Consider the following 13,889-nt stretch of genomic DNA (forward strand, 5'->3'; position numbering starts at 1 on the left):
GGGCCGCTCCTACAGGATCGCGAGTGACCGATGGTTTGCGATGGCCTGCAAGATGCTGGCCGACACTACCTCGCCAAATACGCCCACAACGCATCCGCCACACCCGACCCCGACTTGCCATCGCCAAACAACCGTTGCCCGGTCTGCAACCCCAACTGCCGGTAGCTCTCGAACTGGGCTTCATCGAAGAACTGGTTGGCCGTGCTTTCGTTGGGGAAGGTCGGGTGTTCGCTGGCGTAGTTGATCACGTCCACCGGCAACCCGGCGACGACATTGGGTTTGAGCAGAAGAATGCGTGCGGTGCGCTCGCCTTTCTGGTTGCTGACGTTGAACAGCATGGCGCAGCGCAGGCTGTCGCCTGGTCCCGGCGCGGCGAAGTTTTCCGGCAGGCCGAAGTAGGGGCCCAGCACCGGGTCGCCCAGCACGTCCATGTCCTGCCTGATCTCCAGCGCCTGGTCGATGCGCGCCAGGCGGATCAGGTTGGCCAGGTCGTCGAACTTGTAGGTTGGGTCGGCGCCGCAGTCGCACATCACGATCAGCTCGACATTGCGGCCTTCACGGATCAGTTCGTAAGTCGCGGTGTTCTCGAAATGACCACCGTCCGAGAGGTACTGGAAGTCGCGGCGCAGGCCGTGGAAGTGGGCGGTCAGTTCATAGAACAGGTAGGTCTGGGTCGGGAAGGTCGTGGCCCAGCCCTTGTCGCGCCAGACGCGTGTCCCACCGGTCTTTTCATCATCTTCGAGGAAGTTCGCCGGCCACCAGCTGCCCAGGCGCACGTTGGTCAGGCCGAAGGCCAGTGAGGTGCCCAGGCTGGTGGCACGCCCCAACCCCGTGGAAAACGCAGCGCCGGAAGTGGCGACCCAGTGCGCCAGACCCAGCGGCTGGTAAATTTCGCTGGCGATCCAGCGTTGCTGGGTACCACGTTGACGCGGGTCGCCATCGAGGATGTAGCTGACGCTGGCCAAACCCGGTTGACCACTGGGCGCCAGGCACAGCGGCTTGCCCTTGCGGTCGCGCTGCACCAGTTGCTCGGCCGGGTCGACCGTCAGGTTCATGGTGACGTTGATCAGGTGCACCGGCGCGCAGGTGGTGGTGCCGTAGTAGGTTTCGATCGCCACGTCATCGCCGGGCAGCGCTTCGGCGACGCTCATGCGCTGCTTGCGGATCTTGCGGGTCGCGCCGTCGAAACGCCGGCCATTGGAAGCGCCGAGGTAGGCCCGGGCCAACCGGCTGGAATAGAACGACTGCAACGAAGACTGGTTCAGGAAGCCGATAAAGCGGCCCGTGCCGAAGGCCAGGATCGCTGTCACCGGCACCAGCACCCAGAGGCGGGTGAGGGCGTCGTTTTCCAGCCCCTGGTAACGCACGAACTGCACCAGCAAGCCCCACAGCACCGCGACCAGCATGAAGATGGTGACCCCGGCTGCGCCGGCGATCACGCTCATCGGCAGACGGCTCAACCAGCTCGGCATGTCTTTGTCGTCACTGAACGCGGACAGGCCGCGAACAACGGCAATCAGCACCGGCAGCAGGGCGGTGGAGGAGATCAGCGGACCGCGCTGCTCGCTGTTGTAGATCCACTCGGTCAGCCAGGGCAACAGGGCGTAGAAGCTGGCAACCAGCACCGCAATCAGTGCCTGGCTCAGGTAGCGGGTAACCAGCACGCGGTAGGTGCGCACACAGTCGTTGCGGGCCATGGCTTCGTCGCGGTCGCGCTTGTGCTTCAGCGACAGGCCGATCCACACGGCATAGGCAATCCCCAGCCAACTGACAACGCCGAGCCCGACCAGAATGGCCCGCAAGTCACCGTCCATGCCCCAAGGGGCGAAGGCCAGGACGAAGAACATCAGCCCCGCCGCGAACGAGAGCACGGTGGACCAGTTGAACAGGTGCACCCGTTCGTCCTGGTTTTTCTGGAAATACACCATCCAGAACGCCGCCATCAGCGGGATCACCGCCACCACCGTCAGCAGTCCCGGCACCCACCACAGTGAGCCGCAGAGCAGTTGCACCACGCTCATTGGCAGCAAGGCGGCAACCGGCGAACAGATCACGCTGCTGGAGATATACGCCTGCAACAGCACGGCCGCTGCGAAGGTGAACAGCAGCGGCAGGCCAATGACCACATGCAGAGCCAGCAGGTTGCGCAGCGACAACGCCAGTACATAGAAGATATCGCCGGCGCCGCCGGGGGTGAGGTAACGGCCGTTTTCCCGCAGCCAGGCCAGCGGCGCTTCCCCTGGCGGCGAGGTGCGGTAATCGATGCTGGTATGGATGCGACCCGGCGGTTCGTAGTCGAGCACTTTGTAGGCGGTGTCGGCAGCCTGGACTTCCGGGGGGCTGGCGACTGGCGCCTCGTCGGTTTTGCGCAGGCGGTCCGGGAGGAACAGGCTGCCGAAGAACGAGCCGAGATAACCACCACCGCTGACGGTGGACAGGTAATCGAACTGGGCGATCAGGCGGTTGCGCGGCTTGCCCTTGTCGTCCGCACCCGGCGCTTTCGCCCGAGCCAGCGACTGCAGCACCCCCAGACAGAACGTCGCGCTGCGAATGCCGCCACCGGACAGCGCCACGGCCCAGTGCGCCTTTTTCTCGTTGGCGAGGCCAAGCAAGCTGCGGCGTGTGCCGATCCGCGCATGTTCGGCGCGGTATTGCGCGCGTTGCTCGGGTGAAACCTGTTCTTGTGACACGGGCTTTTCCTTGTCCATGTTCCGCCTGCCAGATAGGTGGATGAGCGTCCTGGCGAAGGAGTGTAGAGCAGCGAAATAGCCATTAGCCAGCAGTGTGATCGACTTCACAAAAACACTGTACGCAAACCTATAAAAAGCCGCGATAAGTGCCGGTTTTTCATAGCGAAATGAAATTAATGGAGTGGCTGGAAATAGCCTAGTCTGGGCGCTTGCAAGGAGTTGTAACGTAACTGGCGCGGCGGATTAACCGGTCTGTCGCGTGGCTGTCAGTTCAACCGGCCATCTGGACCGGCCGCAATAACGTGTCCCCAAGGACAGAGGGACCGGTCTGCACGTTTGCAAGGAGCAGCGCATGAAACCCGTGAAGCTGATGCTGAGCGTCTTCCTTCCTTTGGTGCTGTTACAGGGGTGTAACAGCGAAACGAAGAATCCCTGCGGGGACCAATCCGGCAAGATCCTCGATGAAGCCAAATGCGTCGGCCGCGAAGCCGACAGCCTGAAAGGCGCCGAAGAGGACTACTTCGCCGACATGGACTACGGGGTGTCGAAACAGCCCCATCTGCTGGTGGAGCGGCTGTCGCCGTTCATTCCCGGCATCACCGAGCAACAGGCGGTCGACGCCTTTGCCCGGGGGCGCAACAACTGGATCGTCTGGACCGCCGGCAACGACAAACTCTGGGACCAACTGTCCCGCGACAGCGTCGGCAACCTCGACTTCCTCAAGACCATCTCCAACTACCCAAGCCTGAAAGCCAACCGCGACAACCGCTGGCAGTACCTCGGCGTAGTCAACGAGCCGTGCTACACCAAGGCGCAAGGGCCGCGCGAGGACCGTCATGGCCTGTGGCTGGACAGCCGTGATCCGTCCTGCGGCGCGGACCCGTTCGAGAACGAAAGCAAATACCCCGGCGTGAAAATCGGCGCCCGCGGCAAGAACCTGCCCGTGGGCTCGTACTACGGCTACGGCACCGGCATCGTCGGCCTGCGGTTGTTCCCCAACCCGGACTTCGACGAGAAGGCGGAGAAACGCTGGGACGCCAAGCGCTACTACGAAGACCCCAGCTACTACAACGACAGCAAGCTGGTGAAACCGTATCGCGTGGGCATGTCCTGCGGCTTCTGCCACGTCGGGCCGAACCCGACCAATCCGCCGGCCGATCCCGAGCGTCCAGCCTGGGCCAACCTGAGTTCCAACCCAGGAGCGCAGTATTTCTGGGTTGACCGCATCTTCATGTGGGACCAGGACCCGACCAGCTTCCCCAATCAGTTGTTCCACACCGCACGGCCGGGCGCACTGGATACCTCGCTGGTGTCGAGTGACTACATCAACAACCCGCGCACCATGAACGCGGTCTACAACCTCAAGGCGCGGATCGAGTTGGCCGCGCACCTGGGCAAGGAGAAACTTGCCGGCGGCGACCTGAACAACCGCCAGTTCAACGATGTGCCGGGGATTCCGGCCGATAGTCCACTGACCCAGTTCTACAAGAAGCCGGACACGGTGTTCACCCCACGCGTGCTCAAGGACGGTTCCGACTCGGTCGGCGCCCTCGGTGCGCTGAACCGGGTGTTCGTCAATATCGGGCTGTTCAGCGAGGAGTGGACCACCCACTTCCGGCCACTGATCGGCGGCAAACCGATCACTCCGTTCCGCATCGATGTGGCGCGCAAGAACTCCTCGTACTGGAACGCCAACGAGCTGCAAACGCCCGACCTGGCGTTGTTCTTCCTCGCCTCGGCAACCCCGGACTACCTGAAGAACGCCCCCGGTGGCGCGGCGCACCTGAACGCTTCGCCGACCGAGCTGGATCGCGGCAAGGAAGTCTTCGCCGACACCTGTGCGCGCTGCCACTCCAGCAAGCTGCCGGACAAGGCCTGGGCCAAGTTCCCGGACAACGGCTGCGTCAACAGTAACTACCTGCAGTGCTGGAACGACTACTGGAGCTACAGCAAGACGCCGGAGTTCAAGAACGCGATGCGGGACATCGTCAAGCAAGACGACTTCCTCACCGACAACTTCCTCTCCACCGAACTGCGGGTGCCGGTCACGTTGCTGGAAACCAACGCCTGCAGCCCGCTGGCGACCAACGCCCTGGCGGACAACATCTGGGACAACTTCTCCTCGGAGTCGTACAAGAAGCTGCCGGGCGTCGGTTCGGTGCTGGTGCAGAACCCGTTCACCGGCGATGCGAGCGAGTACACCATGCCAGCAGGCGGGCGCGGTTATACCCGGCCGGCGTCGCTGATCAGCGTCTGGTCCACTGCACCGCTGTTCCTCAACAACACCCTCGGTACGTTCAAGTGGTCGGGCAGCGTGAATGACCGCATGGCGTCCTTCGACAACTCCATCGAGATGCTGCTGTGGCCGGAAAAACGCCAGGGCAACTTCCAGGTGGTGACCCGTTCCGGCAAGACCCACCCCGGTACCGTCGATGTGACCACCGAAACCAGCTACCTGCGGGTCAACAGCGGTTACCTGCCGGGCTTCCTGCAAAAACTCGAAGGCCTGCTCAGTCGCTGGTTCCCGTGGGCGTTCGGCGATGACGGCATCCAGCTCGGGCCGATCCCGCAGGGTACGCCGGTCAACCTGCTGTCCAACATCGACCTGGACAAAGGCGACCAGGTGCTCGACCTGCTGCTGAAGATCAAGCACGACCTCAAGCAACTGCCGCCCGGCGCCAGCGACGATGAAGCGCGCAAGGTGTTCAAGCGTCTGGTCAAGCCGTTGCTGGAAGTCAGCAAGTGCCCGGACTTCGTGGTGGACAAGGGGCATTACTTCGGCACCGGCTACCTCAAGGATGAGCCCGGGCTGAGCGATGAAGACAAACGGGCACTGATCGCCCTCCTGAAAACCTTCTGAGGTTGGCTGCGATGACTGACGAAATGGATTACGAATACATCGTGGTGGGATCCGGGGCAGGGGGCGGCACGGTCGCCGCCCGCCTGGCCGAACAAGGGCGCCGGGTGCTGGTGCTGGAATCGGGCAGCGATCCGGTGGCCAATGGCGGCGCGGAAGGTTTGCCGGAGCAGTACCAGGTGCCGGCGTTCCACCCGCGCTCCACCGAGAACAACGCGATGCGCTGGGACTTCTTCGTGCGTCACTACAGCAGTGACGCGCGGCAGTCCCAGGACCCCAAGTTCATCCGCGACTACGAGGGCGAGACCGTCAACGGCGTGCTCTATCCACGGGCCAGTTGCCTGGGCGGCTGCACCGCGCACAACGCGATGATCACGGTCTACCCGCACAACCAGGACTGGGACCATATCGCCCAGATCACCGGCGACCCGTCGTGGCAGGCCAGCGCCATGCGCGAGCATTTCGAGCGCCTGGAGAACTGCCATCACCGGCCGTTCCAGCGCTTTCTCTCGTGGTTCGGCATCAACCCGTCGCGGCACGGCTACAAGGGTTGGCTGCACACCGAGAAGGCGGTGCCGGAAGCGGTGATCGACGACCTGTCGCTGGTGCGCTCCATCGTCAAGTCCGCCGAACAGGCGTTCAAGGCCCTGGGCGAGAAGCTCAAGCGCATCGGCTGGCAATTGCAGGGCGTCGGCGATCCGAATGACTGGCGGCTGGTGCGCGACGAGGCCTTCGGCCTGCGCTATCCGCCGCTGGCGACCCACAAACACCACCGCATGGGCACCCGCGAGCGGTTGCTGGATGTGCAGCAACGTTTCCCGGACAACCTGCATATCGAGCTGGATGCGCTGGTGACCCGGGTGCTGCTGGATGATCAGCAGCGCGCTTATGGCGTGGAGTACATCAAGGGCGCGCGGTTATATCGGGCCTGCACCTTGCCGCGCAACCCGGCGTCCGCCGGCGAACTGCGCCAGGTGCGCGCCAGTCGCGAGGTGATCCTCGCCGGTGGTGCGTTCAACACCCCGCAGATGCTGATGCTTTCGGGCATTGGCCCACGCGAGGTACTGGAGTCGGTCGGGGTGCCGGTGCAGGTGGAGTTGCCCGGTGTCGGGCGCAACCTGCAGGACCGCTACGAGGTCGGGGTGGTCAACCGGATGAATTTCGAGGAGTGGGAAGTTCTCAAGGGCGCGCGCTACGCCAAGGGCGACCCGCAGTACGAGGAATGGGCCAAAGGCAAGCTCGGCGTGTATTCCACCAACGGTGCGGTGCTGGCGGTGATCAAGAAGTCGTTCAAGCAACGGCCGTTGCCGGATCTGTTCTGCTTCTCCCTGCTGGCGCTGTTTCGCGGTTACTTCCCCGGCTACTCGAACCTGATCGTCGACAAGCTCAACTACCTGACCTGGGCGGTGCTCAAGGCGCACACCAACAACACCGCCGGCTACGTCACCCTGCGCTCGAAGGACCCGGCGGATACCCCGCTGATCAACTTCCGTTACTTCGAGGAAGGTAACGACACCAAGGGCGAAGACCTGCAATCGGTGGTGGAGGGCATCAAGTTCGTCCGTGGCCTGGCCAAGCCGCTCAAAGAGGCGAAACTGATCGCCGCCGAAGAACTGCCGGGCGACGCGGTGCAGACCGACGAGCAGCTCAAGGAGTTCGTGCAGAACCAGGCCTGGGGTCACCACGCCTCCTGCACCTGCCCGATCGGTGCGGCCAACGACCCGATGGCGGTGCTCGACAGCGCTTTCCGGGTGCGCGGGGTGAGCAACCTGCGGGTGGTGGACGCGTCGATCTTTCCGAAGATCCCGGGGTTCTTCATCGTCACCTCGATCTACGTCGCCGCGGAAAAGGCTGCCCAGGTGATCCTTGCCGATGCGGCCCGCGGCCAGGCGCAGAACGCACGCAGCGGGGCTCGGGCAGCGGCTGCCAGCAGTAGCGCGGCGACCACGGTGGAGGCGATGGTCGGCCACAAAAACTGAACCGGTCGTGCTTTTCCGGCTTTGCTCCGGCACGCCGGAAAAGCTGGGCTATACCTAACCCTGCCTGACCAACCCGCCGGCCGTGCCCGGCGGGTCCCTTTCAAGACTGTCGCGGTGGCGCGGTCGAAGTACCGTGAGGCCACCCAGGAGCATGCAATGAAAGCCGCATCCATGATGGGTTCGCTTTGCCTGGCGTCGCTGCTACTGACTGGCTGCTCCAGCAGCCTGACCCAACCGACCGAGTATTCGGGCTTTCTCAAGGACTACAGCCGACTCAAAGAAGCCCGCTCGCCTTCCGGCGCGCCGGTGATGCGCTGGATCGACCCGCAACTGCAGGCCGGAACCTACCGCAGCGTGTACATCGAGCCCAGCCAGCTCTATCCCAAACCGCAGGCGACGGCGCAGATCCCGCAGAGCACCTTGACCGGCATCACCAACTACTACGACCAGGCGCTCAAGCGCGAACTGGGCAAATCCCTGCCGCTGGCCAGCGCGCCGGGGCCGGGTGTGATCGTGGTGCGTCCGGCGATTACCGCCGTCAGCAGCAAGACCGAAGGGCTCAAGCCCTATGAAGTGATTCCGATCGCCCTGGTCGCAGCGGCGGTGAGTACCGCCTCGGGGATTCGCGACCAGGAAACCGATATCGCCACCGAGGCCCAGTTCATCGATGGCGGCACCCAGAAAGTCGTGGCCCAGGTGGTGCGCAAAGGCACCGGCAAACCGCTGGAAAACACCAGCCAGGTACTCAAGCCGGACGATGTGAAGGCGGTGATCGATGGCTGGGCGGCGGATTTGCACCAGTCCTATCTAAACCTCAAAACCAAATAACCCACTTCCTGTAGGAGCGAGCTTGCTCGCGATCGCGACAAGCTCGCCCCGACAACAGGTGTTGTAGACTGCCTCGATTCCGCATTCCGAGGTCCTACCCCATGCCCGCGCACTTCCAGCCCGTCGACCTGAAAAAAGCCTACCGCCTGCTCAACCACGGTCCGACCGTGCTGGTATCGGCGTCCCACGACGGGGTCGATAACGTGATGGCGGCCGCCTGGGCCTGCGCCCTGGACTTCGACCCGCCCAAGGTCACCGTGGTCCTCGACAAGATCGCCAAGACCCGGCAACTGGTGGAAGGCAGCGGCTGGATGGTGCTGCATGTGCCCAATGCCGGCCAGTTGAAGCTGACTCACCAGGTCGGCACCCAAAGCCTCGCCGACACGCCGGACAAACTGATGCAGGCCGGCGTCGAGCTGTTTCGCGTCGAGGGTTACCCGGCGCCCTTGGTCGCCGGTTGTTCGGCCTGGCTGATGTGCCGGGTTATCAATGAGCCGCACAACCAGTCCACCTACGACCTGTTTATCGCCGAAGTCGTCGCCGCCTGGGCCGATGACCGCGTGTTCCAGGACGGTCACTGGACCTTCGAAACCGCCGATCCCGCGCTGCGCAGCCTGCACTACGTGGCTGGCGGGCATTTCTATGCGATCGGCGAGGCGCTGGACGTCGAGCAGCCCTGAGGGCGTGTTGCCCGCTGGCGAAACGTTCCGGCGGGCAACTTAAAAGCTTTGTTGAATTTTCAACGATCTGTTGATATTTTTCCTGTCCACTTTCCCTGGACAGTTCGCCGTGACCCACGCCACCCACGAAGAACGCCGCCTGGTGCTGGACGTGCTGCGGGCCACGATCCGCATGCTCGGCAGCGTGCTGGGCCGCAACACCGAAGTGCTGTTGCACGACCTCACGTGCCCGGAGCGATCGGTGCTCGCCATCGTCAACGGCCATATCAGCGGCCGTCAGGTCGGCAGCCCGATCCTCGCCGGCCCGCAGGATGACCGCGGTTTCGACGCGGTTTTGCAGGCCGGGCTGGAGAAGGGCAGCCAGGCCCCGGTGGTGGTGGAGAACTATCCCACCCGTGGCCGCGATGGCCGCACGTTGCGCAGCGCCACCGTGGTGTTTCGCGATGCCGCCGGCGAGCCCTACGCCAGCCTCTGCGTGAACACCGACCTCAGCGGCATCGCCGCCGCCCAGGCCTGCCTCGAACAACTGCTCGCCACCGCGGTGGAACCGGCGCCGCCAATTACCGACACGCCGGACCTCGAGCAACTGATGACCCAGATCATCGACGGCGCGCTGCAGGACGCCGGCCGCCAGGGCGTGCGCTTCGGCAAGGCGCAGAAGCTCGATGCGGTGCGGCAGATGCACGACGGCGGGCTGTTTATCGTCAAAGGCGCGGTGGAGAAGGCCGCCGCCGCGCTCGGCGTCAGTCGTTACACGATCTACAACTACCTCGAAGAAATCCGTAACGGTTAAGGAGTCTCCATGCAACTACCGCTCTATCAGGTCGATGCGTTCAGCGACCGCGCGTTCGGCGGCAACCCGGCGGCGGTCTGCCCGCTGCCGGCCTGGCTGGACGACGAGACGCTGCAGCGCATCGCCGCGGAGAACAACCTGTCCGAAACCGCCTACTTCGTCGCCGAAGGTGAAGGTTACCGTCTGCGCTGGTTCACTCCGGCCGTGGAAGTCGACCTGTGCGGCCACGCCACGCTGGCGGCGGCCTGGGTGTTGTTCAACGAACTGGGCGAACGCCGCGAGACCCTGCGTTTCTTCACCCGCAGCGGCGAACTGCGGGTCAGCCGCAACGGCGCGTTGCTGGCCATGGATTTCCCGCTCAAACAACCACAACAGCAGACCCCGCCCGCCGGACTGGCCGAAGCGCTGGGTTGCCGGATCGAGGCGCTGTATCGCTGCGACGACTACATCGTGGTGGTGGAGAGCCAAGCGGTGGTGGAAGGGTTGCAACCTGACTTCGCCGCCCTGGCGCGCTACGACGTGCGCGGCGTCGCCGTGACCGCGCCGGGCACCGACGTCGATTTCGTTTCGCGCTGGTTCGGCCCGCAGGTCGGCGTCAACGAAGACCCGGTGACCGGCTCGGCGCACACCGCGCTGGCGCCGTATTGGGCCGAACGCCTTGGCAAGCGCAGCCTGCGCGCCCGTCAGGGCGGCGCCCGACGTGGCGAATTGCAGTGCGACGTGCAAGACAACGGCCGGATCATCATCAGCGGCCAGGCCGCACTTTACCTGCGCGGCACCCTTTACCTGGAGAATCGGCCATGAGCCTGCACCTGAATACACCGCTGCTGGAATCCCGCCCGCTGAGCCTGGCCAGCGGCCATGAGGTCTGGCTCAAGCTCGATGCCCTGCAACCCGCCGGCTCGTTCAAACTGCGCGGCGTTGGCCAGGCCTGCGAGCACCATGCGAAGCAAGGCAAGCGCCGCTTCATTTCGTCTTCGGGCGGCAACGCCGGCATCGCCGTCGCTTACGCGGGCCGTTGCCTGGGCCTGCCGGTCACCGTGGTGGTGCCGGAAAGCACCACCGAGCGTGCCCGACAACTGATCCGCCAGGAAGAAGCCGAAGTGATCGTCCACGGCAAGGTCTGGCATGAGGCCAATGAACTGGCGCTGTCGCTGGTGGGCGAGGACGACGCGTTCATTCATCCGTTCGACGACCCGCTGCTCTGGTCAGGCCATGCGAGTCTGGTGGACGAAGTGGTCGCCAGCGGTTTCAAGCCGGATGCGGTGGTGTTGTCGGTGGGCGGCGGCGGACTGCTGTCCGGCGTCTGCGAGGGCCTGGAGCGCAATGGCTGGGAGGACGTGCCGGTGTTCGCCGTGGAGACTGCGGGCGCGGCGTCGCTGGCGGCGGCAATGACGCAAAAGACATGGGCGGCGCTGGACAGCATCGACAGCATCGCTACCACGCTGGGCGCGAAGCAGGTCTGTCGTCAGGCGTTTGAACTGAGTCAGCGGCGGCCGATCATCAGTCATGTCGTCAGCGACGGCGAAGCCCTGGACGCCTGCGAGCGTTTCCTGCTCGACCACCGCGTGCTGGTGGAACCGGCCTGCGGCGCCGCGCTGGCGCTGGCTTACGCACCGAGCGAAGCGCTGCGGACGTATCACCGGGTGCTGGTGGTGGTCTGCGGTGGTGTGACGGCGACCATTGACCAGATTCGCGAGTGGCGGGCCCAGGTCGACTGACCGCCGGTCGGTGACGTGGCCGGTCCGGGCAAACCTTCCCGGACCGCCCCGTCTCGAACCTCACAGTAGCGCGCTGTTGCGCACCATCCTGTGGAGGTCTCCGATGCCGACCAAGAAGCACGACCAGTTCAGCATGCAGAACCCGCTGACCCAATACCCGCAACCGCCATTTCCGGCTCAGGGCCAGGAAGCACCGGGCCTGGATTCACGCATGAAGCCTGAGCCCGATCACGGCGAAGACACCTACAAGGGCTTCGGCCGACTGGCCGGCCGCAAGGCGCTGATCACCGGCGCAGACTCCGGGATCGGCCGCGCGGTGGCGATTGCCTTTGCCCGCGAGGGCGCCGATATCGTCCTCAACTACCTTCCCATCGAACAGGCTGACGCCCGTGAAGTGATCAAACTGATCGAAGCCGAAGGCCGTCGGGCGATCGCGATGCCGGGAGACCTGAAGGACGAGCGCTTCTGCAAGGACCTGGTGGACAAGGCCCACGAACAACTGGGCGGCCTCGACATTCTGGTGAACGTCGCTGGCAAGCAGGTGGCGCGCAAAGAGGTGGCCCATCTCACCAGCGAACAGTTCGACGCGACAATGAAGACCAATGTTTATGCGCTGTTCTGGCTGTGTCAGGCGGCGGTGCCGCTGATGCCGGCCGGGGCGACCATCATCAATACCGCCTCGATCCAGTCGTATCAGCCCTCGGCGACCTTGCTCGACTACGCCACCACCAAAGCGGCGATCGTCGCCTTTACCAAGGCACTGGCCAAGCAGGTGATCGAGCGCGGAATCAGGGTCAATGCGGTGGCGCCGGGACCGATCTGGACTGTGTTGCAGCCCAGTGGCGGCCAGCCCGCCGAGAAAATCCCGAACTTTGGCGGGCAGACCCCGATGAAGCGCCCGGGGCAGCCGGCCGAGTGTGCGCCGTTGTATGTGTTGCTGGCGTCGCAGGAGTCCAGCTATATCACCGGTGAGGTGTTTGGAGTGACGGGGGGTAATCCGTTGCCTTGAAGGGCCTGATTACTCACCAACCGGTGGGAGTGGATTCACCGGACGCCGGCCCTTCGCGGATGAATCCGCTCCCACAGTATGGAGGCGATCTGAAGCCTGCGGCGCCCGGTCGGATCAGATCTCCCGCAGGAACGCCGACACCAACGCCAACCCTTCCTTCAGCACCTGCGCATTATTGGCATAGCCAATACGCACATAACCCTCGATATCCAGCGCGCTGCCCGGGGTGAACATCACGCCCTTGGCGTCCAGCAACCGCACGCAGAAATCCCGCGACGACAGGTCAGTGTCGATTTTCAGCAGCGCGGTAGTACCCGCTTTCGGCCGCACATAAGACACCCGCGGTTCATTCGCCACCCAAGCGTCAAGAATTTCCAGGTTGTCGCGGGTGATCGAACGGCTGCGGGCAAGGATGTGCTCACGGTTTTCCAGGGCGATGGCGGCGAAGTGGTCGTCCAGCATGCCGACGCTGATGGTGTTGTAGTCGCGGTGGATCGACACGGCGTGGATCAGCGCTTGCGGGGCGACGATCCAGCCCAGGCGCAGGCCGGCCAGAGAGTAGGTCTTGGACATGCTGGCGGTGCTGATGCCTTTCTCGTAGAGGTCGGCCACCGAGGCGGTAAAGCCGTCGCCATGCTGGTCGGTGCCGCGATAGACCTCGTCGCAGAGCAGCCAGGCGTCCACCGAACGGGCGATTTCGACGATCTGCTCCAGCAGCGCGCGGTCCATCAGCGAGCCGGTGGGGTTGTTCGGGTTGTTCAGGGCGATGACGCGGGTCTTGGCGTTGACCATGCCGCGCAGTTCTTCGAGGTCCGGCAGGAAGGCGTTTTCTTCGCGCAGACGCAGGATCGAGACATCGGCGCCGTAGCTTTCCGGGATCGAGTAATGCTGCTGGTAAGTCGGCGCTACCGACACCACGTGGTCGCCGGGCTCTACCAGGGTCTCGTAGACCAGCGCGTTGGCGCCGATGGCGCCGTGGGTGACGATCACGTTTTCACGCTCCTGGCTGTCGTACAGCGAGGCGATCAGGTCACGCAGGCGGTCGGAGCCTTCGATGGCGCCATAGGTCATTTTCATCGGCAGCAGTTCATCGAGGATGCTGTCCTGCTTGCCCGCAAACGCCAGCAACTGGCCCAGGGTGATGGACTCCACGCAGGTTTCCGCGAGGTTGTAGCGGCACTTGTTCTCGTAGGCGTTCATCCAGATTTCGACGCCGAACTCTTTGATCTTCATGGTTGCTCTCTTGTGGTTGTTGCAGGTTGATAAAAGCAGGGTTCAGGCGCGCTCGCCCAGTTATGGGTGGTGTGCGGGCGGGAAATATGTATAGCCTAA

General features: G+C 64.0%; 10 protein-coding genes. 8 read left to right on the forward strand and 2 right to left on the reverse strand.

What is annotated here, in order from left to right; translation table 11 throughout:
- Window positions 1-65 precede the first annotated feature (65 nt).
- Window positions 66-2,690, reverse strand: coding sequence for a hypothetical protein (locus NTD82_RS23015; protein ID WP_262130405.1), 2,625 nt, complete (start codon window positions 2,688-2,690; stop codon window positions 66-68).
- A gap of 352 nt (window positions 2,691-3,042) precedes the next feature.
- Between NTD82_RS23015 and NTD82_RS23020 the strand changes: the two genes are divergently transcribed.
- The 8 genes from NTD82_RS23020 to NTD82_RS23055 all read left to right on the forward strand — a co-directional run bounded on the left by NTD82_RS23020 (window position 3,043) and on the right by NTD82_RS23055 (window position 12,557).
- Window positions 3,043-5,550 (forward strand): hypothetical protein, encoded by a 2,508-nt coding sequence (locus tag NTD82_RS23020; protein WP_262130406.1) that lies wholly within the window; start codon window positions 3,043-3,045, stop codon window positions 5,548-5,550.
- 11 nt (window positions 5,551-5,561) lie between these two features.
- On the forward strand, window positions 5,562-7,526 hold the full coding sequence (locus tag NTD82_RS23025; RefSeq protein WP_262130407.1) for a GMC family oxidoreductase: 1,965 nt from the start codon (window positions 5,562-5,564) through the stop codon (window positions 7,524-7,526).
- A gap of 156 nt (window positions 7,527-7,682) precedes the next feature.
- Window positions 7,683-8,354 (forward strand): DUF3313 domain-containing protein, encoded by a 672-nt coding sequence (locus NTD82_RS23030; RefSeq protein ID WP_095158511.1) that lies wholly within the window; start codon window positions 7,683-7,685, stop codon window positions 8,352-8,354.
- A 101-nt stretch (window positions 8,355-8,455) separates the two neighbouring features.
- The gene (locus tag NTD82_RS23035) at window positions 8,456-9,034 is read left to right on the forward strand and encodes a flavin reductase family protein (protein WP_262130408.1); all 579 of its coding nucleotides are present in this window, start codon (window positions 8,456-8,458) and stop codon (window positions 9,032-9,034) included.
- Window positions 9,035-9,143: 109 nt separating this feature from the next.
- Window positions 9,144-9,827 (forward strand): transcriptional regulator, encoded by a 684-nt coding sequence (locus NTD82_RS23040; protein WP_262130409.1) that lies wholly within the window; start codon window positions 9,144-9,146, stop codon window positions 9,825-9,827.
- Between the two features lie 9 nt (window positions 9,828-9,836).
- A complete protein-coding gene (locus NTD82_RS23045; RefSeq protein ID WP_262130410.1) occupies window positions 9,837-10,631 on the forward strand; it encodes a PhzF family phenazine biosynthesis protein in 795 nt (264 codons plus the stop codon).
- On the forward strand, window positions 10,628-11,548 hold the full coding sequence (locus NTD82_RS23050; RefSeq protein ID WP_262130411.1) for a pyridoxal-phosphate dependent enzyme: 921 nt from the start codon (window positions 10,628-10,630) through the stop codon (window positions 11,546-11,548). The genes NTD82_RS23045 and NTD82_RS23050 overlap by 4 nt, the downstream gene beginning before the upstream one ends.
- 103 nt (window positions 11,549-11,651) lie before the next feature.
- Window positions 11,652-12,557 (forward strand): SDR family oxidoreductase, encoded by a 906-nt coding sequence (locus NTD82_RS23055; protein WP_095158514.1) that lies wholly within the window; start codon window positions 11,652-11,654, stop codon window positions 12,555-12,557.
- Window positions 12,558-12,671: 114 nt separating this feature from the next.
- Here NTD82_RS23055 and NTD82_RS23060 read toward each other — a convergent pair whose 3' ends face one another.
- Window positions 12,672-13,790 carry an aminotransferase gene (locus NTD82_RS23060; protein WP_262130413.1) on the reverse strand — a complete coding sequence of 373 codons (1,119 nt, stop codon included), beginning with the start codon at window positions 13,788-13,790 and terminating at the stop codon, window positions 12,672-12,674.
- Between the last annotated feature and the right edge of the window lie 99 nt (window positions 13,791-13,889).

This window comes from Pseudomonas sp. 5P_5.1_Bac1 (assembly GCF_025466015.1).
In the GTDB taxonomy this organism is placed as follows: domain Bacteria; phylum Pseudomonadota; class Gammaproteobacteria; order Pseudomonadales; family Pseudomonadaceae; genus Aquipseudomonas.